This window comes from Burkholderia orbicola, assembly GCF_900100915.1.
Lineage (GTDB): Bacteria > Pseudomonadota > Gammaproteobacteria > Burkholderiales > Burkholderiaceae > Burkholderia > Burkholderia orbicola.
Window position 1 is genome coordinate 1,165,641 of sequence record NZ_FNKW01000001.1, and the last position, 25,450, is coordinate 1,191,090.

The following is a 25,450-nucleotide window of genomic DNA, read 5'->3' on the forward strand; positions in this document are numbered from 1 at the left end:
GCTAGGCTTTAAGCGGCGCGACGGCTCGCGCGCGGATTGGATCGGAAATCGTGCTGGCCCGGCGGCGCTGCAGGTTCGCTGTGGCGGGACCTGTTCGGGGTGTCCGGATATTTTCCGGGTTGCCTGGAAAATACCGGGTTACCTGGAAAAAACCTGCCAGCCGGGAAAAACAATGATTATACCGTCAGCGCCCGCGCATCCGGCCGGTCTTGCGGCGTGCGGCCCGCCCCCGCGACGGGCGGGAACTTGCCTGACGATTGGCGTGGCGGCCCAGCGGCGCGTCAGGGTTTCGCGCCGGCGGCGGGCGCCGCAGCACCCGCCGGCGGCACGTCGGTCACGAAGCCGATCCGCGTAAGGCCCGCGGCCTGCGCGGCGCCCATCACCTGCGCGATCACGTCGTAGCGCGTCGCGCGCGACGCACGCAGCCGCAGCTCGGGCGGCACGGCGCCCGCGGCGGCGGCCTTGAACCGCGCGGGCAGCGCGTCGAGCGCCACCGGTGCATCGTCCCAGTAGAGCTTGCCCGCGTCGTCGATCGACAGTGTGACGGATTGCGGCGTGTCGCGCGCGACACTCGCCGCGACCTTCGGCAGATCGAGCCGGATCGCGTGCGTCATCAGCGGCGCGGTGATGATGAAGATGACGAGCAGCACGAGCATCACGTCGATCAGCGGCGTCATGTTGATCTCCGCCATCGGCGCGGACGTCTTGTGGTGCTCGAGCCCGCCGAATGCCATGATCGTTCCTCCGGAGCCGGCGCGTCAGGCGCCCTGCGCGCACACGAAGACGTGCAGATCGCGTGCGAAGCCGTCGAGTTCCTCGGCGAGCTGCCGGACGAGCCGGCCGAGGATGTTGTACGCGAGCACCGCGGGAATCGCGACGACCAGCCCGAACGCGGTCATGATCAGCGCCTCGCCGACCGGCCCCGCGACGTTCTCGATCTGCGCCTGCCCGCTCGCGGCGATGCTGCCGAGTGCGTGATAGATGCCCCATACGGTGCCGAGCAGCCCGACGAACGGCGCGGTGCTGCCGATCGACGCAAGCAGCACCTGGCCGAATTCGAGGCGCCGCTGCGAGCGCAGCATCGCGTGACGCAACGCGCGCAGCACGCGTTCGCTACGCTCGACGCGCGCGGCCAGCGCGGTGGGGTCGTGATCGTCGGCCGCATCGCGCGCGGCTTCGGCGAGCGGCACGAACACGCGCTCGCGATCGGCGCCGGCCAGCGCGGCAATGCCCGCGTCGAGCGACGGCGCGCGCCAGAACGCGGCGAGCGCGCGCGGCCCCTGCCGCTTCGCGCGGACCAGCAGCCAGGCTTTCATGAAGAGGAAGCACCAGCTGGCGACGGACATCGCCAGCAGCACATAGGAGACGGCGTGCGTGATCGCATCGCCGCTTTCGAGGTAGTGGACAACGCCGGTGGGAATCGCCATCGGAGTTTCCTCGCGGTGTCAGCGCAGGCCGAGCACGTCCTGCATGTCGAACAGGCCGGCGCCGCGCGCCGACAGGAAGCGCACCGCACGCAACGCGCCCTGCGCGTACGACACGCGGCTCGACGACTTGTGCGTGATCTCGATGCGCTCGCCGATCCCGGCGAACAGCACGGTGTGGTCGCCGACGATGTCGCCGCCGCGCACCGCGGCAAAGCCGATCGACGACGGATCGCGCTCGCCCGTCACGCCGTGGCGGCCGTACACCGCGCAGTCGTCGAGCGAGCGGCCGAGCGCGCCGGCGACGGCTTCGCCCATCATCAGCGCGGTGCCCGACGGCGCATCGACCTTGTGGCGGTGATGCGCTTCGATGATCTCGATGTCGTAGCCGTGCGAGAAATGCTGCGCCGCGAATTCGAGCAGCTTCAGCGTGACGTTCACGCCGACGCTCATGTTCGCCGCGAACACGATGCCGATCCTGGCCGCCGCGGCCTGCAGGTCGGCCTTCTGCTCGGCGGTGAAGCCGGTCGTGCCGATCACGAGCTTCACGTCGTGGCGCAGCGCGGCCTCGATATGGGCCATCGTGCCTTCCGGACGCGTGAAATCGATCAGGTACTCGGCTTGCGCGAACACGGCGTCGAGGTCGTCGGTCAGCTTGACGCCGGTGTCCTTGCCGAGGAACGCGCCGGCGTCCTGCCCGAGGAACGGCGAACCGGCGCGGTCGAGCGCGCCGACGAGCTGCGCGTCGGCATCGTTGAGAACGGCTTCGATCAGCATCCGGCCCATTCGGCCCGATGCGCCGGCAATCGCAATCTTCATGGCTTTCTACACGACAAGTCTAAAGGCGGGCGGCGCATGCCGCCCCGTTTCCGCACGCCGGCCGCTTACTGCGCCGGTGCGGTGAGCGGCTGGTTCTGCAGGTTGTCCGAGCCTTGCGGGCCGACCGGCGGCGACGCTTCGTTCGACACGTTCGGCTGCGGCGGACGATGGAACTGGAACTGCGGCTGGATCGCCGGCGCGGCGCCCGGCGGCTGCCCGCCCGGCACCGGCGCGCCGCCCGAGGCCTGCGCGGCCGGCGTGAACCGGCGCGAACCCGAACCCTGCCCCGACACCTGGTTGGTCGCGCGGTTCGCCGCGCGCGCCGCCTGGGCGTTCGCATCCTGGTCGACCACCGCGCCGGACGCCGGCACCGTGGCCGGGCTCGCGGCAGCGGCAGCCTGCGCGGCGCTTGCGGCGCTCGCGGCCGCAGCGGCTTCGGAAGCCTTCTTCGCCGCGGCAGCGGCCTTCGCCTTCTTGCCGCCGCGGTCGCCGTCGATGTCGGCCAGCAGGTCGAGTTCGGACGGCAGGTTGTCGGCGCCGGTCCAGCTCGCGACGCGATCGCCGGAGAAGTTGACCACGAGGTCACGCTGCTGGACGATCGACGTCGAGCCGCGCTTGAAGTAGAAGAGGTAATCCCAGCGATCCGCGTGGAACATGTCCGCCAGCAGCGGCGTGCCGAGCAGCGCGCGGACCTGCTCGCGCGTCATGCCGGCCTGCAACTGTGCGGCTTTCTCCTGCGACACGAAGTTGCCCTGCACGACGGTGATCCGATACGGCGTGATGCTCTGCGCAATGCGCTGCGTCACGCTGTCGTACGACGAACAACCCGCCAGCGCGACAACGGCGGCGGCAGCGATGATGGCACTCCGCATGCGACTCCTCTGAAAGTGCGAAAGCGATTCTGGGATCATTTCCTTCACCGTGCTGGCCCGCGTGCAGGCCGCGCGTATATCTGGAACGGCGAAAAGCCGGTAACATTGAAGCCCTGCATTGTACTCTAGGGATGCCTAGCCATGACCAATCCGACGGATCTCAAGAATATCGGGCTAAAGGCCACCCTACCGCGCCTCAAGATTCTCGAGATCTTCCAGCAGAGCCCCGTGCGCCACCTGACGGCCGAAGACGTCTACCGCAACCTGCTCAACGAGCAACTCGACATCGGGCTCGCCACCGTCTACCGCGTGCTCACGCAGTTCGAGCAGGCCGGCCTGCTGTCGCGCAGCAACTTCGAATCCGGCAAGGCGGTGTTCGAGCTGAACGAAGGTTCGCACCACGACCACCTCGTGTGCCTCGATTGCGGCCGCGTCGAGGAATTCTTCGACGCCGAGATCGAGAGCCGCCAGCAGGCGATCGCGAAGGAGCGCGGCTTCCGGCTCCAGGAGCATTCGCTCGCGATGTACGGCTCGTGCACGACCGAGAACTGCCCGCACCGCAAGCACTGAATCGCGCCACCCGCGCACGCAGCACGGCCCGGCCGGCATCTCGCCGCCCGGGCCGTGTGCTTTTTCGGCGCGCCTGCCGCGCGCCCGACATGCTTACGAAAGCCCTTCGGCGCCCGCGCAGGCCGGCTCGAAATCGAGCGCCCACGCGCGTTCCAGCGGGATCTCGTCGCAGTTCGGCTGCGGGCCGCCGCGATCGACGATCACGAAATCGCTGACCGCGTCGAGCGCGAGCAGCGGATGGTGCCAGACGCCCTTCGCATAATTGACGCCCTGCCAGCCCTCGGCCAGGAACGCGCGCATCGCGTCGGGCCGGAATTCGCCGGCCGGCGCGACGACGATCGCGTAGCGCGACACCGCCGCGAGCGGGATGAACGCCTGGCTGCCGTGCGGATGACGCTCCATCAGCGTGACCGCGACCGGCAACGCGCGCGGCTGCGCGCGAAACACGCTGACGAGCGGCCGGCCGCCGTCCGCGCAGACGTCGATCGTCGCGAGATCGTGAAAGCGCTCGGTCGTGCCGCCGTTGATCGGGAAATGCCGCGCGCCTTCGAGCGCGATCACGTCGCCGAACGGCGCGAATGCTTCGCGGGTCAGGCGCTCGACGCGCAGGATCGGAGTTCCGCTCATGCCGCTGCCCTCCTTCAAGCCGGCTCGCCCCACAGACGCAGGCGCGACACGCCGCCGTCCGGGAAGATGTTGAAGCGCACGTGCGTGACGGGGCCGAGCGCCGCGAGCGCGTCGAACGTGTGGACGTGGTCCATCTGCAGCTTCTGCTCGCCGAGCAGTTCGGCCCAGAACATCGCCTGCGTGACGAGCGAATCGTCGGTGCCGCCCGTGACGTGCGCGGCCTGCAGCGAGCAGCGGTCGGGGAAATTGCCCTTGAAGAACGCCGTGTCGACCTCGACGCGCCGGATGATGCCCGGCCGCGCGAGCGCGACGATCGCCCAGTCGTTGCCGGGCTCGCGGCGCCGCCGCGTTTCCCAGCCGTCGCCCATGTTCACGCCGCGCCCCGGCATCAGCATCTGCGACGCCGGGCCGAAATGCTGGTTGTTCGCGGCCACCAGATAACCGCCGTTCTCGATCGCCGCGAGATCGACGAGCTCGCCGGCCGGCACGTGGCGCCAGTCGCGCTGCGGCTGGCCGTACACGCGCAGCCGCGCGAGCCCGCCGTCCGGGTACAGGTTCACGCGCAGGTGCGTGACCGGCCGCGCGTCGTCGACGCTCACGTAGTGATGCGAATTGCCCTGCAGCGTCGTCGCGGGAACGATCGTGCGCCATGCGGCATCGTCCGGCGGCGTGTCGCCGTCCACCGCGCAGGCCTCGATCGACGCGGCCGGCGGGAAGTTGCCGGTGAAGTGGCTCGTATCGAGATCGACGCCGTGGATCACGCCCGGCCGCGCGAGCCGGATCACGCAGAAGTCGTGGCCGGTCGTACGCTTGCGGCGCGTTTCCCAGCCGTCCATCCACTTGCCGTGGTCGTCGTACTTGCCGGGAATGAACACGGCCGGCTCGGGATTGAGCATGCGCTCCTTCGGCGCGAAGAATTCGTCGCTGGCGAAGAGCGCCTGCGCGCCCAGGCGCGGATCGGCGAGGTTCATGTAGCGCCGCGTGAAAGCCGGCGCGTTCGGATCGAGGATGGGGGCTGCCATGTCGTCTCCATTATTTTGAGAAGCGCCGGCGCGTCATCACGCCGGTCGCGGGAAATTCGGTCGCGCGAGGCGGCCGGGGAAGCCGCGCCGCGCGCGTGTCGGGTTCAGAGCGCGTGGGCCTGATCGCCCGCGACCGGTGCGCCGCCGCCCGGCACATCGGCCACGTAGCGCAGCTCGCGGTTCAGCACGCGCTTCGCGCGGGCACGGTCGATGTCGTTCTCCCACACCGCGACCACCACCGTCGCGACGCAGTTGCCGATCAGGTTGGTCAGCGCGCGGGCGATGCCGACGAACCAGTCGACCGGCAGGATCAGCACGAGGCCGAGCACCGGAATCGCGGGGATCGCCGACAGCGTCGCCGCGAGAATCACGATCGCCGAGCCGGGAATCCCGTGCGCGCCCTTCGACGTGACGAGCGACACGAGCAGCACGACGATCAGGTCGTGCGTGGACAGCGGCGTGTTGGTGGCCTGCGCGATGAACAGCACGGCGAGCGTCAGGTAGATCGAGAAGCCGTCGAGGTTGAACGAATAGCCGGTCGGGATCACGAGGCCGACCGTCGAATCCTTGATCCCCATGTATTCGAGCTTGCTCATCACCTGCGGCAGCACCGCGTCCGACGACGCCGTGCCGAGCACGATCGACAGTTCCTCGCGCAGGTAGCGGATCAGCTTGAACACCGAGAAGCCCGCGAGCCGCATCACCGCGCCGAGCACGACCGTGACGAACACGAAGCAGCTCAGGTAGAACACCGCGACCAGGTAGCCGAGCTGCTTGAGCGACGCGACGCCGTACTTGCCGGTCGTGAACGCGATCGCGCCGAGCACGCCGAGCGGCGCGAGCTTGATGATGAAGCCGATGATCTTGAAGAACACGTGCGACAGCTCCTCGATCAGGCTGTTCACGCGCTGCGCCTTGTCGCCGAGCAGCGACAGCGCGGAGCCGAACAGCACCGCGAACACGAGGATCTGCAGGATGTCGCCCTTCGCGAACGCGTCGATCGCAGTCTCGGGAATGATCTTCATCAGGTAGCCGGCCGTGTCCTTCAGGCTCTCGGCGTTCTTCGCGTACGTCGACAGCGACGCCGCGTCGAGCGAGCGCAGGTCGATGTTCATCCCGACGCCCGGGCGCGTGACCCACGCGAGCACGAGCCCGATGCCGAGCGCGAGCGTCGTCATCACCTCGAAGTAGACGACGGCCTTCAGGCCGACCCGGCCGACCTTCTTCAGATCGCCCGCATTGGCCATCCCGCTGACCACGACGCAGAACACGATCGGGCCGATCACCATCTTGATCAGCTTCAGGAAACCGTCGCCGAGCGGTCGTAGCGACTCGGCGAAGTGCGGGAAGAACGCGCCGAGCGCGACCCCCAGTATCAATGCGACGACTACCCGGCCAAACAGCGAATTGAGGAATTTCGACACGGCGCTCTCCCGATCCAACGGTTGCAGTTTCGTCTGTTCATACTGGTAAGACCAGTGATGTTATGGTGGATAGTAGGAAGCCGATATAGTGGCGTCAAGGACGGACAAAATAGGGATTTCCCGCCCCTGCGCCCCGTTTGCGCGCCGCGCAAAGGGGCGGATCGTGGCTTTCCCGTAGGGTGGTCATGCATCGCCCGCGTGCGGATTACAATGCCGGTCAGACCGGCCATCGCTCACATCATGAAGAACGTTCCGCATACCGTGACCGACGCCGCCATCGCGACGATCCGCGACCGGATCGAGGCAGGCGTCTATCCGGTCGGCAGCCTGCTGCCGGCCCAGCGCCAGCTCTCCGAGGAGCTGGAGATCAGCCGCGCGTCGCTGCGCGAGGCGCTGTCGACGCTCGAGGCGCTCGGGATGCTGCGCATCCGCGCGGGCAAGGGCGTGTACGTCGAAAGCGCGCAGGCGTCCGCCGCGCATCCGTGGCAATTCGCCGAGCAGTCGTCCCCGCCCGATACGTACCAGATGCGCTATGCGCTCGAAGGCTTCGCCGCGCGGATGGCCGCGCACGTCGTCAGCGACGAAGACATCGCGTGGTTCGAGGACAATCTCGCCGACCTGCACGTCGCGCTGACCGAAAGCGCGCTCGACGAGGCATCGCGGCTCGACTTCGACTTCCACATGCGGATCATCCATCTGGCCGGCAACGCGGCGATCGAATCGATCCTGCGCAGCAGCGCGGACATCATGAAGGAAAGCCAGCGCATGCCGTTCTACCGGCGCGAGCTGCTGCTGTCGACGTGGCACGAGCACCGCGCGATCGTCGACGCGCTGATCGCACGCGATGCGGCAGCCGCCGGCACCGCGATCGAAACGCACATCGCGAACGCGGCGCAGCGCGCGGGCGTCTTCTTCCCGACGCCCGGCGCGTAATCCTCCCGCGCCGCCGCCCGACCTTCCGCCCGGCCAGTCCGGTCACCGTTCCGACGGATCGCGATACGCGAGCACGCGCTCGATGAATGCGCGCGCCGCGACGCTGCGGTACGCACCCTTGCGCGTGAGCAGCGCGGCCGTGCGCGTCGGCAGCGGCGGATCGATCTCCAGCGCGCACAGGTCGCCGCTCTCGCGCGCGACCGCGTCCGGCAGCACCGTCGCGAGCCGGCCGCGCCGCACGAGTTCCAGCACCGAAGTAACCGTATTCGTCTCGATCGCGACCAACGGCCGCGCGCCGTGCTCGACGAAATACCGGTCGATGCGCTCGCGCGTCGCGAACGCGCGGCTCAGCAGCACCAGCGGCTCGCCGCCGAGCTCGGCCGGCGTGAGCGCACGGCGCCGGCGCGCGAGACGATGCGTGCGGCCCGTCACCAGCGCGAGCGGCTCGTCCCACAGCGGCAGCGCATCGATGTCCGGCGCACGCGGCGGCATGAACGCGAAGCCGGCGTCGAGCCGGTCGTCGGCGAGCAACGCCTCGATGCGCTCCTGCGGCATCGCGTCGATCGTCAGCGCGACGTTCGGATGGTCGGCATGGAATGCGTCGATCAGCGAGCCGCTCAGGTAGGCCGCGAAAGTCGGCATCATCGCGAGCCGCAACGAGCCGCTGCCAAGCTCGGCGACGTCGTGCAGCGCGCGCTGTCCGGTATCGAGCGCCTGCAGGGCGGCGCGCGCATGGCGTGCATAGACCTCGCCGAATTCGGTGAGCCGCACCGTGCGGCCCGAGCGGTCGAACAACTGCACACCGAGCGTGTCCTCGAGCTGACGGATCTGCTGCGACAGCGTCGGCTGCGACACGTGCAGCGCGTCGGCCGCGCGCGTGAAGCTGCGCTGCTCGGCGACGGCAAGGAAATAGCGGATGTGGCGGAGAAGCATCGCGGCCAACGTATTGGTTTTGCCAATGGAGACCATAACGATCCAGTCTTGGACGCTATGAGTCGATGCCCGCATCATACGCACATCCGCTTCCGTGCAACGCCGCTGCCGGCGTACCGGAGCGGCACGCCTGGGCCGGCCCTGCCTTCGCCCGCCGCACGACGATCCGCCGCCCGCCCGATCCGGGTCCGGCCGCGATCCGCCCGGCGCGCATCGGCTCACCGCCGATCCGTCGACGCCGGCCCCGATTTCCGTCACCCCGCGCAGCCGACGGCCCCGTGCCGCCGGCCGGCGCCGCCGTTTTTCGCGACCATGGAACCGCATCACGACAACCACCCTCCCCTTACCCGCGGCATGACACTGCTGTTCGCGTGCGCGTGCGGCATCGTCATCGGCAACATCTACTACGCGCAGCCGCTGCTCGCCGCGATCGCGCACAGCTTCGGGCGGGCGCCGACCGAACTCGGTTATCTCGTCACGCTGACGCAGCTCGGCTATGCGGCCAGCCTGCTGCTGATCGTCCCGCTCGGCGACGCGGTCAACCGCCATACGCTGATCGTGCGGCTGCTGATGCTCAACGTCGTCGCGCTGGTCGCGGTCACGTTCAGCACGAACTTCACGATGTTCGTCGTCGCGAACGTCGCGGTCGGCTTCGTCACCTGTTCGACGCAGCTGCTCGTGCCGTTCGCGGCGTCGCTCGCCGATGCGCGCTCGCGCGGCCGCGCGGTCGGCACCGTGATGAGCGGCCTCCTGCTCGGCATCCTGCTCGCGCGCGTCGCGGCCGGCGCGATCGCCGACGGGTTCGGCTGGCGCACGGTGTACGGCATCGCCGCGGCGATGGTGCTCGCGTTGACCGTCGTGCTCGCCGTGAAGCTGCCGAAGGATCGCCGCCACGCGCGCGTCGACTATCCGGCGCTGATGAAGTCGCTCGTCGCGCTGGTGCGCGCGCAGCCGCTGATCGCGCTGCGCTCGACCTACGGCGCGCTCGTGTTCGCGTGCTTCAGCCTGTTGTGGACCGGCCTGACGTTCCTGCTGAGCCAGCCGCCGTACAGCTATTCCGAAGGACAGATCGGCCTGTTCGGCATCGTCGGCGCGGTCGGTGCGCTCGCGGCGACGTCGGCCGGCCGGCTCGTCGATCGCGGTCACGGCAATGCGGCCACCGGCCTGTTCGCGGCGGCCGTGCTCGGCTCGTTCGCGCTGATCGCGACCGGCGCGCATTCGCTCGCGGCGCTGATCGCCGGCATCCTGCTGCTCGACGTCGGCGTGCAGGGCATGCACATCTCGAACCAGAGCGTGATCTATGCGCTCGCCGGTCATGCGCGCAGCCGCGTGACGACGATCTACCTGACGAGCTACTTCATCGGCGGCGCGCTCGGCTCGTTCGCGGCGAGCGTCGCGTACGGCCTCGACGGCTGGCGCGGCGTGTGTATCGCGGGTGCGGCGCTGTCGGGCGTGCTGATCGCGCTGTGGCTCGCGTCGCAACGCGTCGGCTCGCGGCAGGTCACGCAGTGAGGCGGTAGACCGGCGGTCCGGCAATCCGGCGATCCGTTTGCGCCGCACGACGAAAAAGGCACGCGCCGCGCATCGCGGGCGTGCCTTTTTGCCAGGGGCGTCGCTGCCGTCTCGACGCGCTAGCGCCGCGCCGTCACGCGGCCTCGTTCGCGAAATCGATCAGCACCTTCATCGCACGCTGGCGGTCGCCCGCCAGTTCGAATGCGAGGTTCGCGTCGCGCATCGGGAACACGCGCGTGACGGCCGGCCGCAGGTCGACGCGCCCCGCGTTGATCAACTGCACCGCGAGCGCGAATTCCGCGTGGAACCGGAACGAACCGCAGATCGACAGCTCCTTCGCGACCACCACGTTCTGCGGCAGGCTCACGTCGCCGCCCAGCCCGAGCTGCACGACGACGCCGCGCGGACGCATCACGTCCAGCCCGTCGCGCAGCGCGCGCGCATTGCCCGAACACTCGATCATCACGTCGAACGTGCCCTTGTCGGCGCCGTAGCGCTCGACCCAGCCGGCATCGGCCGCCGCATTGATCGTGCGGTCCGCGCCTAGCGCGCTCGCCACGGCCAGCGGCGCGTCGACGACGTCGGTCGCGACGATCTCCGCGGCACCGTGCACGCGCGCCGCCGCGACCGCCAGCACGCCGATCGGCCCGCACCCCGACACGAGCACCCGCTTGCCGATCAGCGGGCCCGCGCGCGACACCGCATGCAGCCCGACCGCGAACGGCTCGGCGAGCGCCGCGAGCGACAGCGGCACGTGATCGGCGACCTTCACGCACTGCACCGCGTCGCACACGAGCGCGTTGCGGAACGCGCCCTGCACGTGCGGCATCCGCATCGCGCTGCCGTAGAAGCGCATGTCGAGACACTGGTTCGGCAGCCCTTCGAGACAGTAGCGGCACGCGCCGCACGGCCGGCTCGGATTGACCGCAACGCGATCGCCGACCTTCACCGACGTCACGTCCGGCGCCACTTCCGCGACCGTGCCGGCGACCTCGTGGCCGAGCACCATCGGCTGCTGCAGGCGGATCGCGCCGAAGCCGCCATGCCGGAAATAATGCAGGTCGGAGCCGCAGATGCCGCCCATCGCGACGTCGACGCGCACCTGGCCCGGGCCGATCTCGCCCGCGTCCTGCTCCTCGACCCGCAGGTCGTTCGGCCCGTGGATCACCACACACATGCAACGCAACCGCATGACGCGCTCCTGGTTAGACGGCACTGGTCAGCCCGCCGTCGACGAACAGCGTCTGGCCGTTCACGAAATCGGACGCGGCCGACGCGAGGAAGATCGCCGCGCCGCACAGCTCGTCGACCTGCCCCCAACGACCGGCCGGCGTGCGCTTGCACAGCCAGTCCGAAAACGCCGCGTCGTCGACCAGCGCGCGATTCAGTTCGGTTTCGAAATAGCCGGGCGCGAGGCCGTTCGCCTGGATGCCGTGGCGCGCCCAGTCGGCGCACATCCCTTTGGTCAGCATCCGCACCGCGCCCTTGGTCGCCGCATACGGCGCGATCGTCGGCCGCGCGAGTTCGCTCTGCACCGAGCAGATGTTGATGATCTTGCCGTGGCCGCGCGCGATCATGTGCCGCGCGACGGCCTGCGCGACGTTGAACACGCCGTCGAGATTCACCCGCATCAGCGCATGCCAGTCGTCCGGGTCGAAAGCGTCGAGCGGCGCGCGGCGCTGGATGCCCGCGTTATTCACGAGGATGTCGATCGCGCCGACGCGCGCCTCGAAATCGTCGACCGCCGCACGTACCTGCGCGTGCTCGGCCACGTCGAACACCGCATGGTCGGCCGCGAAGCCTTCGTCGCGGAACTGGCGCGCGAGCGTCGCGGCCTTCTCTTCATTGCGATCGTTGATGACGATCGCCGCGCCCGCTTCCGCGAGCCCGCGGGCGAGCGTCAGCCCGATCCCGCGGCCGGAACCGGTAATCAGCGCGCGGCGGCCGTCGAGGCGGAATCGGTCAAGCGCATGGGTCATGGAGGTCTCCTCGTGCCAGTCGAGCCGGCTGCCTTGTCGCGGCCGGTCTCGCGTTCACGCTATCTTCGGCCGCCGGCCCGGCCAGCGCCAATGGTCTTTTTTGATCCGGTTATCATGAAAATTGATTACCGCTCTCTCTCGCCCGCCGCCACATGGAACTCAAGCAATTGCGCGCCTTCGTCACACTCGCGGAAGAACTGCATTTCGGGCGCGCCGCGCAACGCCTGTGCATCGTGCAGCCCGCGCTGAGCATGCAGATCAAGGCGCTCGAGGCGGAACTCGGCGCGCGCCTGTTCGAGCGCGACCGGCACAAGGTCGAACTGAGCGACACCGGGCGCGTGTTCCTGCCGGAAGCGCGCGCGACGCTGCAGCAGGCCGCGCGCGCGGAGCAGCTGGCGCGGCTGTCGAGCCGCGGCGAAATCGGCACGCTGCGGATCGCGTTCGTATCGTCGGTGTTGCCCACGCTGCTGCCGGCCGTGCTGCGCACGATGCGCGAGCGCTATCCGCTGATCGCGCTCGAACTGAAGGACATGCCGACGCCCGACCAGATCGCCGCGCTGCGCGACCGGCGGATCGATTTCGGGATGATCCGGCTGCCGGCCGCGTATGCGGGCATCGACACGCGGGTGGTGCTCGAGGAAGGCTTCGTGGTCGCACTGCCGCTGGATCATCCGCTCGCCGCGCACGACACGATCGCGCCGGCCGCGTTGCGCGACCACCCCGCGTTCGTGCTCGCGCGCCGCTACGCGCCCGGCTTTCACGACGACATGCTGCTCGCGCTGAGCCGCGCGGGCACGACGCTCGAGATCGCGCAGGAATTCGGCGAATTCACGACGATGCTCGCGCTCGTCGCGGCGGGGATGGGGATCGGGCTGATTCCGGCGCAGGCGGCCAACGCGCTGCCGCCGAACGTGCTCGCGCGACCGCTCGACCTGGCCGGTCACCGCAGCGGCATCGGGCTCGCGTGGACCGATCTCGACAGCCCGCTGAAGCGCGCGTTCGTCGATGCGGTCGAGCACGTGACGGTGCACGCCGGGCAATAAAAAACCCGGCCGGGAAACCCCGGGCCGGGTTCGTTCGCCACGCCAGCCGCGGTGCCGCGGCCGCGCGACGTGCGGGATTACTTCGCGTTCGCGAATGCGATTGCCGTATCCAGCATGCGGTTCGAGAAACCCCACTCGTTGTCGTACCAGCTCGACACCTTCACGAGGCGGCCCGACACCTTGGTCAGCGTCGCGTCGAACGTCGACGAAGCCGGGTTGTGGTTGAAGTCGATCGACACCAGCGGTGCGTCGTTGTAGCCGAGGATGCCCTTCAGCGCGCCTTCCGATGCTTCCTTCATGATCGCGTTGACTTCCTCGACGGTCGTGTCGCGCTTCGCGATGAACGACAGGTCGACGATCGACACGTTGATCGTCGGGACGCGGATCGCGTAGCCGTCGAGCTTGCCGTTCAGTTCCGGCAGCACGAGGCCGACGGCCGATGCGGCACCCGTCTTCGTCGGGATCTGGCTGTGGGTGGCCGAACGCGCGCGGCGCAGGTCTTCGTGATAGACGTCCGTCAACACCTGGTCGTTCGTGTACGCGTGAATCGTCGTCATCAGGCCGGTTTCGAGGCCGATCTTGTCGTTCAGCGGCTTGACGAGCGGCGCGAGGCAGTTCGTCGTGCACGATGCGTTCGAGATGACCGTGTGCTCGGCCTTCAGCACGTCGTGGTTCACGCCGTAGACGATCGTCGCGTCGACGTCCTTGCCGCCCGGCGCCGAGATGATCACCTTCTTCGCGCCGCCCTTCAGGTGCGCGCTCGCCTTTTCCTTCGTCGTGAAGAAGCCCGTGCACTCCATCACGACGTCGACGCCCAGCTCGCCCCACGGCAGTTCGGCCGGGTTGCGGTTCGCCAGCACGCGGATCTTGTCGCCGTTCACGACGAGGTAGTCGCCGTCGACCGACACTTCGCCCGGGAACTTGCCGTGCGCGGTGTCGTACTGGGTCAGGTGCGCGTTGGTCTTCGCATCGCCCAGGTCGTTGATCGCGACGATCTCGAGATCGTGCTTCTTGCCGTTTTCATAGAACGCGCGCAGCGTGTTGCGGCCGATACGGCCGTAGCCGTTGATTGCGACGCGAATCGTCATGGTCTATCTCCTGATGGCTGAAAAAATTCGTTTCGTGCAGCTTCACGGTGCGACGCGCGCAACGGGTGGCGCGCGTCGCGTATGCTTTTATTTAGGCCAGCACGGCCTTGGCCGTCTCGACGACGTGCTCGACGGTGAAGCCGAAGTACTTGAACAGCACGCCGGCCGGCGCCGATTCGCCGAACGTGTCGATCCCGACGACGCCGCCTTCGAGGCCAACGTACTTGTGCCAGAAGCTCGTCACGCCCGCTTCGATCGCGACGCGGCGCACGCCGTGCGGCAGCACGCGTTCGCGATATTCGGCGTCCTGGCGGTCGAACACGTTGGTCGACGGCATCGACACGACGCGCGCCGCGATGCCCTGCTGCGCGAGCGGCTCGACGGCCTTCATCGCGAGTTCGACTTCCGAGCCCGTCGCGATCAGGATGATCTTGCGTGCGACGATCTCTTCATCCCAGTCCTTCAGCACGTAACCGCCCTTCTCGATGTTGGCGATCTGCGCATCGGTACGCGGGTTGAACGCGAGGTTCTGGCGGCTGAAGATCAGGCTCGACGGACGGTCGGCGGCGACCGCGTGGGTCCAGGCGACGGCCGTCTCGACCGTGTCGGCCGGACGCCAGACGTCGTGGTTCGGGATCAGGCGCAAGCTCGACACGTGCTCGATCGACTGGTGCGTCGGGCCGTCTTCGCCGAGGCCGATCGAATCGTGCGTGAACACGAAGATCGACGGCACCTTCATCAGCGCGGCCACGCGCAGCGCGTTGCGGCTGTAGTCGGAGAACGTCAGGAACGTGCCGCCGAACGGCTTGTGGCCGCCGTGCAGCGCGAGGCCGTTGATCGCGGCGCTCATGCCGAATTCGCGCACGCCGTAGTTGATGTGGTTGCCGAGCAGCACGCCCGCGCCTTCCGGATTCGCGCGCACCGCCTTCGACGCCTTCCAGTTGGTCAGGTTCGAGCCGGTCAGGTCGGCCGAGCCGCCGAGCAGCTCCGGCAGCGCGGCGGCGAGGCCTTCGATCGCCTGCTGCGACGCCTTGCGGGTCGCGACCGTCTCGGCGCGCTCGTTCGCGCCGGCGATGATCGCCGCAGCCTTCTCGGCCCAGTCGGCCGGCAGCTTGTTGGCCATCCGGCGCTCGAATTCGGCGGCTTCCGCCGGGAACTTCGCGCGATACGCGGCGAACGTCGCGTCCCATTCGGACTCGGCGCGCTTGCCGGCTTCCTTCGCATCCCAGGCCGCATAGACTTCCTGCGGAATCACGAACGGCTCCCACTTCCAGCCGAGCGCTTCGCGCGTCTTCGCGATTTCTTCCGCGCCGAGCGCCGCTCCGTGCACGTCGTGGCCGCCGGCCTTGGTGGCCGCGCCCTTGCCGATCACCGTCTTGCAGCAGATCAGCGTCGGCTTGTCCGACAGCTTCGCCTTCGCGATGGCCGCGTCGACCGCGTCGACGTCGTGGCCGTTCACGTTCGGGATCACGTTCCAGCCGTACGCTTCGAAGCGCTTCGGCGTGTCGTCGTGGAACCAGTTCACGACGTCGCCGTCGATCGAGATGCCGTTGTCGTCGTACAGCGCGATCAGCTTGTTCAGCTTCAGCGTGCCCGCGAGCGAGCAGGCTTCGTGCGAAATGCCTTCCATCAGGCAGCCGTCGCCGAGGAACACGTACGTGTGGTGATCGACGATCTTCGCGCCGTCACGGTTGAACTCGTCGGCCATCAGCGCTTCGCCGAGCGCCATGCCGACCGCGTTCGCGAGGCCCTGGCCGAGCGGGCCGGTGGTCGTCTCGACGCCCGGCGTGATCCCGTATTCCGGGTGGCCCGGGGTCTTCGAGTGCAGCTGGCGGAAATTCTTCAGCTCTTCGATCGGCAGGTCGTAGCCGGTCAGGTGCAGCAGCGAGTACAGCAGCATCGAGCCATGGCCGTTCGACAGCACGAAACGGTCGCGATCGGCCCAGTGCGGGTTCGTCGGGTTGTGCTTCAGATGGCGCGACCAGAGTGCGACGCCGATTTCGGCCATGCCCATCGGCATGCCGGGGTGGCCGGAGTTCGCTTGCTGGACGGCGTCCATCGCGAGCGCACGGATCGCGTTGGCCATCAGGGTGGTGGAGGCGGGAGACGAAGTCGTCATGTCGAGTCCGGAGAACGAGTCGAGGAAACGGGGGCACGGCGGCATCCGGAAGCTCGAGCGTCAATCGTTCCCGGCGCGCGGTGCGGCGCCTGACGGACGCGAAGCGGACGGAGCCAACGGACGGGGCTGCAAAGCTCGTCATTTTAACAGATGGGCTGACATTTCCCTTGTCGGCGCGTAGTGTTCCGGCACGGTTTTCCGCCAAACCGCCTGCCTCCTATAATTCAGGCGTCGGAACTGCCTGCCCCAGCGGCCCGCCCGTGAGCACCACCCTTCTCTTTCACCCGACGCCCGACGCCACCTACGGCTTCCCGAACGCGCGGCGGCTCGCGCACGTCGCGTCCCCGCACCAGCAGATCGAAGTCTGGGAAACCCCGCAGCTCGGCCGGCTGTTCACGCTGGACGGCCGGCCGATGACGTCGGTCGGCGACGAATTCGTCTATCACGAGTGCATGACGCACCCGGCCGCGCTCGCGCATCCGGCGCCGAGGAAGGCGCTCGTGCTCGGCGGCGGCGACGGCGGCGCGGCGCGCCAGCTGCTCAAGCACGCGTGCATCGAACGGATCGTGATCGCCGAACTCGACGACGAGGTGGTCGGGATGGCGCGCCGCTATCTCGACGACGTGCACCAGGGCGCGCTCGACGACCCGCGCGTCGAGGTCGTGATCGGCGACGCCGCGCATTTCGTCGATTCGACGATCGAACATTTCGATCTCGTCGTGTTCGACCTCACGCCGCCCGATTCGCCGGCGGCCGGCCTCTATACGCGCGCGTTCTACGCGCGGCTCAAGCGAATCCTCACGCGCTGCGGCGCGATCTCGATGCATCTCGGCTCGCCGGTGTTCCATGCCGCGCGCATCGCCGCGCTGCTCGACGACCTGCGCGCGAGCTTCGCGGTCGTCGATCCGCTGTCCGCGCACGTGCCGCTGTACGGCTCGCAGTGGCTGATGGCGATCGCGAGCGACACGCTCGATGCGGCCGCGTTGTTCGCGCACGACGTCGACGCACGGCTCGCGGCCCGCCGCGTCGACGGCCTGCGCTACTACGATGCGCGGCTGCATGCGTCCCTCTTTGCCCTGCCGCGCGCGCTGCGCGATACACTGGGCGTTCGCCGCTGAACAGCCGGACGGTCGCAACGTTCCGTTGTTCCAGCATGAGACCGGCGCAGGCGCGAGAAGCGCCGACACCGTGCAACAGGAGATTTTCATGACCGATCCACGTCCGGCCAACGTGCCTTGGTTGACGCCCTACCTGGCCGTACGCAACGCGCGCGCGGCCATCGACTTCTTCCAGGCCGCATTCGGCTTCACGCTGCGCGACGTGCACGACGAGGACGGCGTGATCATGCACGTCGAGATGGCCTATCGCGGCCAGTTGATCGTGATGTTCGCGCCCGAAGGCGCGTTCGGCTCGCCCGCGCTCACACCGAAGCGCGCGAACGCCACCGCGCCGCAATCGTTCTATCTGTATGTCGACGACGTCGACGCCACCTGGCAGCGCGCGCTCGACGCGGGCGCGAAATCGCTGAGCGCGCCGCAGGATCAGTTCTGGGGCGACCGGTTCGCGCAGATCGAGGATCTCGACGGTTACCGCTGGGCGCTCGGGTGCCGTCTCGACGCATGACCGAAACCGCCACACGCATGAACGAAGCCACCACCACCGCGGCCGTGCCGCGCTTTTTCGTCGACGCCGCGCTGCGCGCCGACGCCACGCTCGCGTTGCCGACCGACGTCGCGCGTCACGTGCAGGTGCTGCGCCTGCAGCCCGGCGACGTGCTCGCGCTGTTCGACGGCACGGGCGGCCAGTACCGCGCACGACTCGTCGAAGTCGACAAGCGCAGCGCGCTCGTGCAGGTCGATACGTTCGAGCCCGCCGAGGCCGAGCCGCCCTATCGCGTGACGCTCGCGCAGGGGATCGCCGGCGGCGACAAGATGGACTGGGTGATCGAGAAGGCCGTCGAGCTCGGCGTCGCGGCGGTCGTGCCGCTGTCGACCGCGCGCGGCGTCGTGAAGCTGTCCGGCGAGCGGGCGGACAAGCGGGTCGCGCACTGGCGCGGCGTCGTGCGCGCGTCGTGCGAGCAGTGCGGACGCAACCGCGTGCCCGACGTCGCGCCGGTCGCCGGCTTCAACGCGTGGCTCGACGCGCTGCCGGCCGCGCCGGCCGACGGCGAGCTGCGGCTGCTGCTGTCGCCGCGCGCAAGCAGCCCGTTCGCGTCGCTGCCCGACGCGCCGCCCGCGGCGGCCGTCACGCTGCTGATCGGACCCGAAGGCGGGTTGTCGCCCGACGAGGAACATGCCGCACGCGCACGCGGGTTCACCGCGCTGTCGCTCGGGCCGCGCGTGCTGCGCACCGAGACGGCCGGCGCGGCCGTGCTCGCGGCGTTGGCGGCGCGCTGGGGCGGGTGGTAAAGCGTATCGGCGCGCCGCGTTCAACGGTTCGATGTCGATGACGCCGGAACCCTTGAGCACCAACGCGAACGCACCGATGCCGGCCGTCTCGAACGAGAAGGTCGTCGCGGTGGCCCGTAACGGCGGCGTCGCCTGGATCGCCTCGATCAACGGGCCGCGATAGCGCAGGTTCATCGGCCTCGGCACGACCTGCGCGATACCGACCGGCCGGCCGTCGTGCTGCGCCGTGGCCGCATCGACCGTGTCGTTCCAGCCCTGGATGAAACCGCCGGCGTCGATCCGCGTGTTCAGCTCGATCCAGCGCCGCTTTTCATTACTCGCCGGCGTCGCCGTTCGCCTCCCGCATCTGGCTCATCAGCGCGTTGACGACGGGCCGCAGCACCTGAGCGGGGGAATCCGCGATCCAGCCCTTGCCGTCCGCGCCATGCAGGTCGATCCGGCCCGTCATCGGTCGGCTCGTCGGCGCGTGGTCGAACACGGGGACCAGGCCCTTCAAGAACGTCGCGAGGTATGCCGCGCGCGCGTTGTCGTCCTCCGAACGCGGCTCCTCGATCTTCTCCTGCAACGCCCTCAAGCCAGGCTCCGCCTCGACGACGCGGCACGCGAATTCGACCGTCGCGATCGATTCGCCTTCCACGGATTCGTTCGGCTTCCGGGTCGAACCGGTGGCCTTGCACTCGGAACGCGCGAGTGCATGCTGAAATGACTCGATCGCCGCGGTGGCCGGCTCCCTCACCGTTGCGCGCACCGTCGCCGGCACCTTGTTCAGGATGGAGGCGACGATAACCTCGCTCACCTTGTCGGCGAACTTCGCAACAGCCGCCACGTCGAGCACGCCCTTGCCGTCGAAGTGCGTGCGCGTTGCCTCGTTGAACAGCTCGGCCTTCGATACGTCGCCATTGACGAATGCGCCGAGATACAGGTCGGTGGTTTGTTCGGGGGTCAGCACCGCGGCCTGCGCGGCCGGCGGGATGCCGAACGACAGCGCGCACAGGGTCAGCGCGCAGACGAGCGGATGGCGCGCACGAGCGCGCGCCGCGAATCGGGTAGCGGTCATAGGAAGACGGCCCTCTCTCGAATGATTGGTGTTGTGCGCCCGGCGCGTCATCCGCGGCCGGGCCGACCGATTGTCGAGGAAAAAAGTGCGCGATGAAAGGCTTGTGTCGGGTTGCGTGCCGCGCGCGACACGCGCAGACACAAAAAAGCCCGCTCGAAGCGGGCTTTTGACTGGTCGTTCGACGAATCGGCCGCGCGGGCCGATGCGCTTACGCGAACGAGTAGAACACCCGGAACGCGACCTTGCGCTCGGCCCAGAATTCGGCCGCCTCGCGGAACACGTCGAGCAGCGTTTCGCGCCCTTCCTTGTCGAATTTCTGCGCGATCGGCAACCCTTCGAGGACGATCACGAAACCGGGCTGCGCGCCCGCCTTCGCGACGAGGTCGGTCAGGCAGTCGTACAGCGCGTCATAGTTCTTCCCGAAATGCTTCGGAAACAGGAACGAGGTCGCGATCGTTTCCATTACTTCCTGCTTCGACTGCGCGGCGCCGCAATACGCATACAGGAAATGCTGGCCGAGCCGACCGGCTTCGTCGGCGAGATCCTGCACGCGGAACGCGCGGATCGACTGCACGAGATTGGGTCGCACGGTCGTGAAAAGGCTCATAGGCTCCTCGTTCGATGAAAGCCCGGGCTCGGCTTCCTGTTGCTCCGGCGTGCCGCCGGCCTGCGCCGCCGCGTGCAGCTGAATCACACGCTGAAACAGATTGCCGTCGCCGGCCGCGAACAGTTCCGCCGCCGCCGTATCGTGCGCGTAGATGGAGTCGCTCATGCCATTCGTCCCGAAGTCATTCAACAATACGTTTAAAACTGTTGTAGTGGTCGCCCGTGTAATAACAGTTGTCGATCCGGCGCAACGGCCCGCCACAGACGATCCGGCGCGCGCCGCGATTGCGCGCACGCGGCGTCGGCACCGTGTACTCATGGTAATAGCCGCGCTTCGCCTTCGGCAGGATTCGCTCGCGATTGCCGAATACGACGCCGTCTTTCTCGTACGGATAGGGGCCGCCGGCGCCGATCAGGCCCAGCGTGGTCACGGCCTCGCGAGGAAGACTGGCAGTCGGGATCGTATCGAGCCCGCTGGCAGCCACGTCGGCCGGAACGGCCTCCCGTGCGTAAGCGGCGGAAACCAGACTGCCCGTCGGCGTGCCGACGATACCCATCGCGAACATCGCGAAGACGGACGCGAGCGCGCCGTTGCGGAGCCACTTGCGTGCCATGAACCAGGGTTCCCGCTGTTAAATCAAGTAGTTGACGACCAACAAAGGCGTTAGCGTAGCGTTATTGGCCGCGCGAATCAATGTCCGTTTGGGAATCGAAAGCCTCGTGATGCGCCGGACACCGTATTTCTTACCGAAATTACACTACATTTATCTTACATAAGATAAAATGCGTGCGGCACCTCTCGGTTGGCAAGAACTGCCTCCTTGCCTCGCTCGCTGCCTGGAGTGGAGAGATGCTGCTGTTGCTTTGCGGGAAGCGCGTGTGCGCCCTGCCCGGCGGCGTGCCCATTGCGGGCACGCCTCTTTTTGCTTTTGTTTACAATTTTCCCGCGCGCCGAGCCGTTCGACCGGCTGGCGCGTTCGTTTTGACTCAGCGCGCGGCGTTCACGTCGGCCACCAGCAGCGCCGCCATGTTGACGATGCGACGAACGGTCGCCGATTCGGTCAGCACGTGCACCGGCTCCGCGGCGCCCAACAGGATCGGCCCGATCGCGATATTGTTGCCGGCGGCCGTCTTCAGCAGGTTGTACGCGATGTTGGCGGCGTCGATGTTCGGCAGGATCAGCAGGTTCGCGTCGCCTTCCAGCGTCGATTCCGGCAGGATTTCCTTGCGCAGCGCCGCGTCGAGCGCGACGTCGCCGTGCATTTCGCCGTCGACCTTCAGTTCCGGCGCGGTTTGCTGCAGGATCGCGAGCGTATCGCGCATCTTCTTCGCCGAAGGGGCATTGCTCGTACCGAAATTCGAGTGCGACAGCAGCGCGACCTTCGGCTCGATGCCGAACCGGCGCACTTCTTCCGCGGCCATGATCGTGATCTCGGCCAGCTCTTCCGGGGTCGGATCGACGTTCACGTGCGTATCCACGAGGAAAATCTGGCGGCCCGGCAGCACGAGGCCGTTCATCGCCGCGTACACGCTGCAGCCCGGACGCTTGCCGATCACCTGGTCGATGAAGTGCAGGTGGCGGTGCGTGGTGCTGATCGTGCCGCAGATCATCCCGTCCGCTTCGCCCTTCTTCACCAGCATCGAGCCGATCAGCGTCGTGCGGCGGCGCATTTCGACGCGCGCGAGCTGCTCGCTGATGCCCTTGCGCGCCATCATCTTGTGGTACGTCTGCCAGAAGTCGCGGTAACGCTCGTCGTGCTCGGTGTTGACGACCGTGAAATCGATGCCCGGCGTGAGGCGCAGGCCGTACCGCTGGATACGGTGCTCGATCACCGACGGGCGGCCGATCAGGATCGGCTTCGCGAGCTTTTCGTCGACGATGATCTGAACGGCACGCAACACGCGCTCTTCTTCGCCTTCCGCGAACACGACGCGCTTCTTCTCTTCCGGCGCGGCGCGCGCGATCTGGAAGATCGGCTTCATCGTCGTGCCGCTGTGATACACGAATTGCTGCAGGTGGACGCGGTACGCCTCCATGTCCTCGATCGGGCGCGTCGCGACGCCGCCGTCCATCGCGGCCTGCGCGACGGCCGGTGCGATCTTCACGATCAGGCGCGGATCGAACGGCTTCGGAATCAGGTATTCGGGCCCGAACGACAGATCCTGGATGCCGTACGCGGTCGCGACGATGTCGCTCTGCTCGTGCTGCGCGAGCTCGGCGATCGCATTCACGGCCGCGATCTCCATTTCACGCGTGATCGTCGTCGCGCCGACGTCGAGCGCACCGCGGAAGATGAACGGGAAGCACAGGACGTTGTTGACCTGGTTCGGGTAATCGGTGCGGCCGGTGGCCAGCACGGCGTCCGGGCGCACTTCGAGCGCGAGCTCCGGCAGGATTTCCGGCGTCGGATTCGCGAGCGCGAGGATCAGCGGGCGCTCGGCCATGCCCTTCACCATCTCCTGCTTCAGCACGCCGGCGGCCGACAGGCCGAGGAAGATGTCCGCGCCGTCGATCACTTCGGCCAGCGTGCGGGCGTCGGTTTCGCGCGCGAAACGCTCCTTGTCCGGGTCCATCAGCTCGGTGCGGCCCTTGTAGACCACGCCGGCCAGGTCGGTCACCGTGATGTTCTCGAGCGGCAGGCCGATGTCGACCAGCAGGTCGAGACACGCGAGCGCGGCCGCGCCGGCGCCCGACGCGACGAGCTTGACCTTCTTGATGTCCTTGTTGACGACCTTCAGGCCGTTCGTGACGGCCGCGGCCACGACGATCGCGGTGCCGTGCTGGTCGTCGTGGAACACCGGGATCTTCATCCGCTTGCGGGCTTCGCGCTCGACGATGAAGCAGTCCGGCGCCTTGATGTCTTCGAGGTTGATCCCGCCGAAGGTCGGCTCCAGCGCGGCGATCACGTCGACGAGCTTGTGCGGGTCCGATTCGTTCAGTTCGATGTCGAACACGTCGATGCCCGCGAACTTCTTGAACAGCACGGCCTTGCCTTCCATCACCGGCTTCGACGCGAGCGGGCCGATGTTGCCGAGACCGAGCACCGCCGTGCCGTTCGTCACAACGCCGACCAGGTTGCTGCGCGCGGTGAAGCGCGCGGCGTTCAGCGGGTTCTCGACGATCTCCTCGCACGCGTACGCCACACCCGGCGAATACGCGAGCGCGAGATCGCGCTGGTTGATCATCTGCTTGGTCGGGGCGATCGCGATTTTGCCGGGGGTCGGAAATTCGTGATAGTCGAGCGCGGCTTCGCGGAGCTTGGCTTTGGAGGAGGCTTGGGTGGACATGTGTCTCGAGACGGGCGGATTAGAATAACTGTTCGACGGCATTGTAGCGCCAATCATCGGCCGCCAGACCGGCGATTCGGGTACAACAGTCGCGACAAAAATGAACTGGACGGTACAGGAGCGCCGTCGCCCGCCTCGTACAATGCCGTTCCTTCAACCGTTTCGGATCGCCCGCCGTGCCAGCCGCCCTCTCCGAGTTTTCGCTGATCGAACGCTTCTTCACGCGCCGCGCCGCGCAGGGCGCCCGCGCGTCGACGCTCGGCATCGGCGACGATTGCGCACTGATTACGCCCCGATCCGGGAAATTGCTGGCCATTTCGACGGACATGCTGGTGGAAGGCCGCCACTTCTTCCCCGATGTCGCGCCCGACGCGCTCGGCCACAAGACGCTCGCGGTCAACCTGTCGGACCTCGCGGCGATGGGCGCCGAGCCGCGCGCGTTCACGCTCGCGTGCGCGCTGCCGCGCGCCGAGGCCGCATGGCTCGAAGCGTTCAGCAACGGGCTGTTCGCGCTGGCCGAGCGATACGGCTGCGAACTGATCGGCGGCGACACGACAAGCGGGCCGCTGAACCTGTGCGTGACCGTGTTCGGCGAAGTCGCGCCCGACGCGGCGCTGCGGCGCGATGCCGCGCGCGACGGCGACGACGTATGGGTATCCGGCACGCTCGGCGATGCGCGCGCGGGCCTCGGCGTCGCCCGCGGCGAATGGACGGCCGGTGCGGATGAAGCTGCCGCGTTCCGGCGCGCGCTCGAGCGGCCCGAACCGCGCGTCGCGCTCGGCCTGGCGCTCGCGGGCGTCGCGCACGCGGCGCTCGACCTGTCGGACGGCTTGGCCGGCGACCTCCAGCACATCCTGACGCGCTCGAACGTGCGCGCCGAGATCGACGCCGACGCGGTGCCGCGCTCGGCGGCGCTCGCGACGCTGCCGGCCGACGTGCAGCGCCGCTGCACACTGGCGGGCGGCGACGACTACGAACTGTGCTTCACCGCGCCGGCAGCGGCCCGCGCGGCGGTCGAAGCGGCCGGCGCCACGGCCGGCGTGCGGGTCACGCGAATCGGTACAATACGCGCGTTGTCCGCGCCGTCGGCGCACCCCGCCATCGCGTGGCGCGACGCCGCCGGCGCGCCCCTCGCTCTCACGTTGCACGGCTTCGACCACTTCCATGCAGACTGATCCGACGCCCGCGCACGCCGCGGCCGAGCCCGGCGCCGCGCCGCCCGCGCCGACCCGCGTGACGGCCCGCTTCATGCTGTCGCACCCCGCGCATCTCGTGTCGCTCGGCTTCGGCAGCGGGCTCGCGCCGATCATGCCCGGCACGTTCGGCTCGCTGTTCGGCTGGCTCACGTTCGTCGTGCTCAACCGCTACCTGACGGTGCCCGAATGGTGGGCGCTGATCGCCGTCGGCTTCGCGGCCGGCACGTGGGTCACCGGTTTCACCGCGAAGAAGGCCGGCGTGGCCGACCCGGGCGCCGTCGTCTGGGACGAGATCGTCGCGATCTGGCTCGTGATGCTGTTCGTCACGCCCGCGACCTTCGTCGGCCAGTTGTGGGCGTTCGTCGCGTTCCGCTTCTTCGACATGCTCAAGCCGCCGCCGATCCGCTACTTCGACCGCCGCCTGAAAGGCGGGCTCGGCATCATGGTCGACGATCTGGTCGCCGCGTTCATGACGCTGCTCGTGATCGCGCTGTGGCGCTCCGTGGTCGGCTGACCGATTTCCCGACTCC

General features: G+C 68.3%; 25 protein-coding genes. 9 read left to right on the top strand and 16 right to left on the bottom strand.

The window, feature by feature from the left end:
- Positions 1–281 precede the first annotated feature (281 nt).
- The 4 genes from BLS50_RS05480 to BLS50_RS05495 all read right to left on the bottom strand — a co-directional run bounded on the left by BLS50_RS05480 (position 282) and on the right by BLS50_RS05495 (position 3,115).
- Positions 282–734, bottom strand: a complete 453-nt coding sequence (locus BLS50_RS05480; RefSeq protein ID WP_074801297.1) for an ExbD/TolR family protein — start codon at positions 732–734, stop codon at positions 282–284.
- A gap of 24 nt (positions 735–758) precedes the next feature.
- Positions 759–1,427 carry a MotA/TolQ/ExbB proton channel family protein gene (locus BLS50_RS05485; RefSeq protein ID WP_023478171.1) on the bottom strand — a complete coding sequence of 223 codons (669 nt, stop codon included), beginning with the start codon at positions 1,425–1,427 and terminating at the stop codon, positions 759–761.
- Between the two features lie 18 nt (positions 1,428–1,445).
- Positions 1,446–2,243: a 4-hydroxy-tetrahydrodipicolinate reductase gene (gene dapB, locus BLS50_RS05490; protein WP_011544568.1), complete on the bottom strand. Its 798-nt coding sequence runs from the start codon at positions 2,241–2,243 to the stop codon at positions 1,446–1,448.
- 65 nt (positions 2,244–2,308) lie between these two features.
- Positions 2,309–3,115, bottom strand: coding sequence for an outer membrane protein assembly factor BamE (locus BLS50_RS05495; RefSeq protein WP_011544567.1), 807 nt, complete (start codon positions 3,113–3,115; stop codon positions 2,309–2,311).
- A 141-nt stretch (positions 3,116–3,256) separates the two neighbouring features.
- Between BLS50_RS05495 and fur the strand changes: the two genes are divergently transcribed.
- On the top strand, positions 3,257–3,685 hold the full coding sequence (gene fur / locus BLS50_RS05500) for a ferric iron uptake transcriptional regulator (RefSeq protein WP_006400349.1): 429 nt from the start codon (positions 3,257–3,259) through the stop codon (positions 3,683–3,685).
- Positions 3,686–3,778: 93 nt separating this feature from the next.
- Here the strand turns inward: fur and BLS50_RS05505 are convergent, their stop codons facing one another.
- The 3 genes from BLS50_RS05505 to BLS50_RS05515 all read right to left on the bottom strand — a co-directional run bounded on the left by BLS50_RS05505 (position 3,779) and on the right by BLS50_RS05515 (position 6,758).
- Positions 3,779–4,312, bottom strand: coding sequence for an ureidoglycolate lyase (locus BLS50_RS05505; protein WP_011544566.1), 534 nt, complete (start codon positions 4,310–4,312; stop codon positions 3,779–3,781).
- Between the two features lie 14 nt (positions 4,313–4,326).
- Positions 4,327–5,334, bottom strand: a complete 1,008-nt coding sequence (gene alc / locus BLS50_RS05510; RefSeq protein ID WP_027812437.1) for an allantoicase — start codon at positions 5,332–5,334, stop codon at positions 4,327–4,329.
- A gap of 104 nt (positions 5,335–5,438) precedes the next feature.
- Positions 5,439–6,758: a C4-dicarboxylate transporter DctA gene (locus BLS50_RS05515; protein ID WP_023475575.1), complete on the bottom strand. Its 1,320-nt coding sequence runs from the start codon at positions 6,756–6,758 to the stop codon at positions 5,439–5,441.
- A 210-nt stretch (positions 6,759–6,968) separates the two neighbouring features.
- Here BLS50_RS05515 and BLS50_RS05520 point away from each other — a divergent pair, with 210 nt between their 5' ends.
- A complete protein-coding gene (locus tag BLS50_RS05520; protein WP_027812438.1) occupies positions 6,969–7,691 on the top strand; it encodes a FadR/GntR family transcriptional regulator in 723 nt (240 codons plus the stop codon).
- A gap of 42 nt (positions 7,692–7,733) precedes the next feature.
- Here the strand turns inward: BLS50_RS05520 and cynR are convergent, their stop codons facing one another.
- Positions 7,734–8,624, bottom strand: a complete 891-nt coding sequence (gene cynR / locus BLS50_RS05525) for a transcriptional regulator CynR (protein WP_027812439.1) — start codon at positions 8,622–8,624, stop codon at positions 7,734–7,736.
- Between the two features lie 312 nt (positions 8,625–8,936).
- Here cynR and BLS50_RS05530 point away from each other — a divergent pair, with 312 nt between their 5' ends.
- A complete protein-coding gene (locus BLS50_RS05530; RefSeq protein ID WP_074801300.1) occupies positions 8,937–10,136 on the top strand; it encodes an MFS transporter in 1,200 nt (399 codons plus the stop codon).
- Between the two features lie 133 nt (positions 10,137–10,269).
- Here BLS50_RS05530 and BLS50_RS05535 read toward each other — a convergent pair whose 3' ends face one another.
- Entirely contained in the window at positions 10,270–11,328 is a 1,059-nt protein-coding gene (locus BLS50_RS05535) for an L-idonate 5-dehydrogenase (protein WP_012327885.1), read from the bottom strand.
- A gap of 13 nt (positions 11,329–11,341) precedes the next feature.
- Positions 11,342–12,115 (bottom strand): SDR family NAD(P)-dependent oxidoreductase, encoded by a 774-nt coding sequence (locus BLS50_RS05540; protein WP_027812441.1) that lies wholly within the window; start codon positions 12,113–12,115, stop codon positions 11,342–11,344.
- A gap of 152 nt (positions 12,116–12,267) precedes the next feature.
- Between BLS50_RS05540 and BLS50_RS05545 the strand changes: the two genes are divergently transcribed.
- Positions 12,268–13,158 (top strand): LysR family transcriptional regulator, encoded by an 891-nt coding sequence (locus BLS50_RS05545; protein WP_074801303.1) that lies wholly within the window; start codon positions 12,268–12,270, stop codon positions 13,156–13,158.
- Between the two features lie 77 nt (positions 13,159–13,235).
- Here the strand turns inward: BLS50_RS05545 and gap are convergent, their stop codons facing one another.
- Positions 13,236–14,246, bottom strand: coding sequence for a type I glyceraldehyde-3-phosphate dehydrogenase (gene gap, locus BLS50_RS05550; protein ID WP_006476940.1), 1,011 nt, complete (start codon positions 14,244–14,246; stop codon positions 13,236–13,238).
- A gap of 91 nt (positions 14,247–14,337) precedes the next feature.
- A complete protein-coding gene (gene tkt, locus BLS50_RS05555; protein WP_006485709.1) occupies positions 14,338–16,410 on the bottom strand; it encodes a transketolase in 2,073 nt (690 codons plus the stop codon).
- 215 nt (positions 16,411–16,625) lie between these two features.
- On the opposite strand from tkt, the gene speE reads away from it, so the two are divergent.
- From speE to BLS50_RS05570, 3 genes are all read left to right on the top strand, one after another.
- Complete coding sequence (gene speE / locus BLS50_RS05560; protein WP_011544557.1) at positions 16,626–17,483, top strand: polyamine aminopropyltransferase; 858 nt, start codon at positions 16,626–16,628, stop codon at positions 17,481–17,483.
- An 88-nt stretch (positions 17,484–17,571) separates the two neighbouring features.
- The gene (locus BLS50_RS05565) at positions 17,572–17,988 is read left to right on the top strand and encodes a VOC family protein (RefSeq protein ID WP_011544556.1); all 417 of its coding nucleotides are present in this window, start codon (positions 17,572–17,574) and stop codon (positions 17,986–17,988) included.
- A gap of 17 nt (positions 17,989–18,005) precedes the next feature.
- Positions 18,006–18,773 carry a 16S rRNA (uracil(1498)-N(3))-methyltransferase gene (locus tag BLS50_RS05570; protein WP_074802762.1) on the top strand — a complete coding sequence of 256 codons (768 nt, stop codon included), beginning with the start codon at positions 18,006–18,008 and terminating at the stop codon, positions 18,771–18,773.
- Between the two features lie 313 nt (positions 18,774–19,086).
- Here BLS50_RS05570 and BLS50_RS05575 read toward each other — a convergent pair whose 3' ends face one another.
- The 4 genes from BLS50_RS05575 to BLS50_RS05590 all read right to left on the bottom strand — a co-directional run bounded on the left by BLS50_RS05575 (position 19,087) and on the right by BLS50_RS05590 (position 23,766).
- The gene (locus BLS50_RS05575) at positions 19,087–19,830 is read right to left on the bottom strand and encodes a hypothetical protein (RefSeq protein WP_074801306.1); all 744 of its coding nucleotides are present in this window, start codon (positions 19,828–19,830) and stop codon (positions 19,087–19,089) included.
- Positions 19,831–20,038: 208 nt separating this feature from the next.
- A complete protein-coding gene (locus BLS50_RS05580) occupies positions 20,039–20,602 on the bottom strand; it encodes a barstar family protein (protein WP_006476945.1) in 564 nt (187 codons plus the stop codon).
- Between the two features lie 16 nt (positions 20,603–20,618).
- Positions 20,619–21,050, bottom strand: coding sequence for a guanyl-specific ribonuclease (locus BLS50_RS05585; RefSeq protein ID WP_006476946.1), 432 nt, complete (start codon positions 21,048–21,050; stop codon positions 20,619–20,621).
- 373 nt (positions 21,051–21,423) lie between these two features.
- Positions 21,424–23,766: an NADP-dependent malic enzyme gene (locus BLS50_RS05590; protein ID WP_412668056.1), complete on the bottom strand. Its 2,343-nt coding sequence runs from the start codon at positions 23,764–23,766 to the stop codon at positions 21,424–21,426.
- A gap of 134 nt (positions 23,767–23,900) precedes the next feature.
- On the opposite strand from BLS50_RS05590, the gene thiL reads away from it, so the two are divergent.
- Both thiL and BLS50_RS05605 read left to right on the top strand, forming a co-directional pair.
- Entirely contained in the window at positions 23,901–24,899 is a 999-nt protein-coding gene (gene thiL / locus BLS50_RS05600) for a thiamine-phosphate kinase (protein WP_074801314.1), read from the top strand.
- Positions 24,889–25,434: a phosphatidylglycerophosphatase A family protein gene (locus BLS50_RS05605; protein WP_006476949.1), complete on the top strand. Its 546-nt coding sequence runs from the start codon at positions 24,889–24,891 to the stop codon at positions 25,432–25,434. The genes thiL and BLS50_RS05605 overlap by 11 nt, the downstream gene beginning before the upstream one ends.
- The last annotated feature ends 16 nt before the right edge of the window (positions 25,435–25,450 follow it).

What these genes read in the sequence shown, in the direction of transcription:
- BLS50_RS05570 (WP_074802762.1), top strand. Translation starts at nt 18,006, where the DNA reads ATGAACGAAGCCACCACCACCGCGGCCGTGCCGCGCTTTTTCGTCGAC.
- BLS50_RS05590 (WP_412668056.1), bottom strand. Translation starts at nt 23,766, where the DNA reads ATGCCGTCGAACAGTTATTCTAATCCGCCCGTCTCGAGACACATGTCC.
- tkt (WP_006485709.1), bottom strand. Translation starts at nt 16,410, where the DNA reads ATGCCGCCGTGCCCCCGTTTCCTCGACTCGTTCTCCGGACTCGACATG.
- BLS50_RS05585 (WP_006476946.1), bottom strand. Translation starts at nt 21,050, where the DNA reads ATGGCACGCAAGTGGCTCCGCAACGGCGCGCTCGCGTCCGTCTTCGCG.
- BLS50_RS05485 (WP_023478171.1), bottom strand. Translation starts at nt 1,427, where the DNA reads ATGGCGATTCCCACCGGCGTTGTCCACTACCTCGAAAGCGGCGATGCG.
- fur (WP_006400349.1), top strand. Translation starts at nt 3,257, where the DNA reads ATGACCAATCCGACGGATCTCAAGAATATCGGGCTAAAGGCCACCCTA.
- BLS50_RS05480 (WP_074801297.1), bottom strand. Translation starts at nt 734, where the DNA reads ATGGCATTCGGCGGGCTCGAGCACCACAAGACGTCCGCGCCGATGGCG.
- BLS50_RS05535 (WP_012327885.1), bottom strand. Translation starts at nt 11,328, where the DNA reads ATGCGGTTGCGTTGCATGTGTGTGGTGATCCACGGGCCGAACGACCTG.
- dapB (WP_011544568.1), bottom strand. Translation starts at nt 2,243, where the DNA reads ATGAAGATTGCGATTGCCGGCGCATCGGGCCGAATGGGCCGGATGCTG.
- BLS50_RS05545 (WP_074801303.1), top strand. Translation starts at nt 12,268, where the DNA reads ATGGAACTCAAGCAATTGCGCGCCTTCGTCACACTCGCGGAAGAACTG.
- BLS50_RS05530 (WP_074801300.1), top strand. Translation starts at nt 8,937, where the DNA reads ATGGAACCGCATCACGACAACCACCCTCCCCTTACCCGCGGCATGACA.
- gap (WP_006476940.1), bottom strand. Translation starts at nt 14,246, where the DNA reads ATGACGATTCGCGTCGCAATCAACGGCTACGGCCGTATCGGCCGCAAC.
- BLS50_RS05540 (WP_027812441.1), bottom strand. Translation starts at nt 12,115, where the DNA reads ATGACCCATGCGCTTGACCGATTCCGCCTCGACGGCCGCCGCGCGCTG.
- BLS50_RS05505 (WP_011544566.1), bottom strand. Translation starts at nt 4,312, where the DNA reads ATGAGCGGAACTCCGATCCTGCGCGTCGAGCGCCTGACCCGCGAAGCA.
- alc (WP_027812437.1), bottom strand. Translation starts at nt 5,334, where the DNA reads ATGGCAGCCCCCATCCTCGATCCGAACGCGCCGGCTTTCACGCGGCGC.
- BLS50_RS05495 (WP_011544567.1), bottom strand. Translation starts at nt 3,115, where the DNA reads ATGCGGAGTGCCATCATCGCTGCCGCCGCCGTTGTCGCGCTGGCGGGT.
- cynR (WP_027812439.1), bottom strand. Translation starts at nt 8,624, where the DNA reads ATGCTTCTCCGCCACATCCGCTATTTCCTTGCCGTCGCCGAGCAGCGC.
- BLS50_RS05580 (WP_006476945.1), bottom strand. Translation starts at nt 20,602, where the DNA reads ATGAGCGACTCCATCTACGCGCACGATACGGCGGCGGCGGAACTGTTC.
- BLS50_RS05565 (WP_011544556.1), top strand. Translation starts at nt 17,572, where the DNA reads ATGACCGATCCACGTCCGGCCAACGTGCCTTGGTTGACGCCCTACCTG.
- BLS50_RS05605 (WP_006476949.1), top strand. Translation starts at nt 24,889, where the DNA reads ATGCAGACTGATCCGACGCCCGCGCACGCCGCGGCCGAGCCCGGCGCC.
- BLS50_RS05575 (WP_074801306.1), bottom strand. Translation starts at nt 19,830, where the DNA reads ATGACCGCTACCCGATTCGCGGCGCGCGCTCGTGCGCGCCATCCGCTC.
- BLS50_RS05520 (WP_027812438.1), top strand. Translation starts at nt 6,969, where the DNA reads ATGCCGGTCAGACCGGCCATCGCTCACATCATGAAGAACGTTCCGCAT.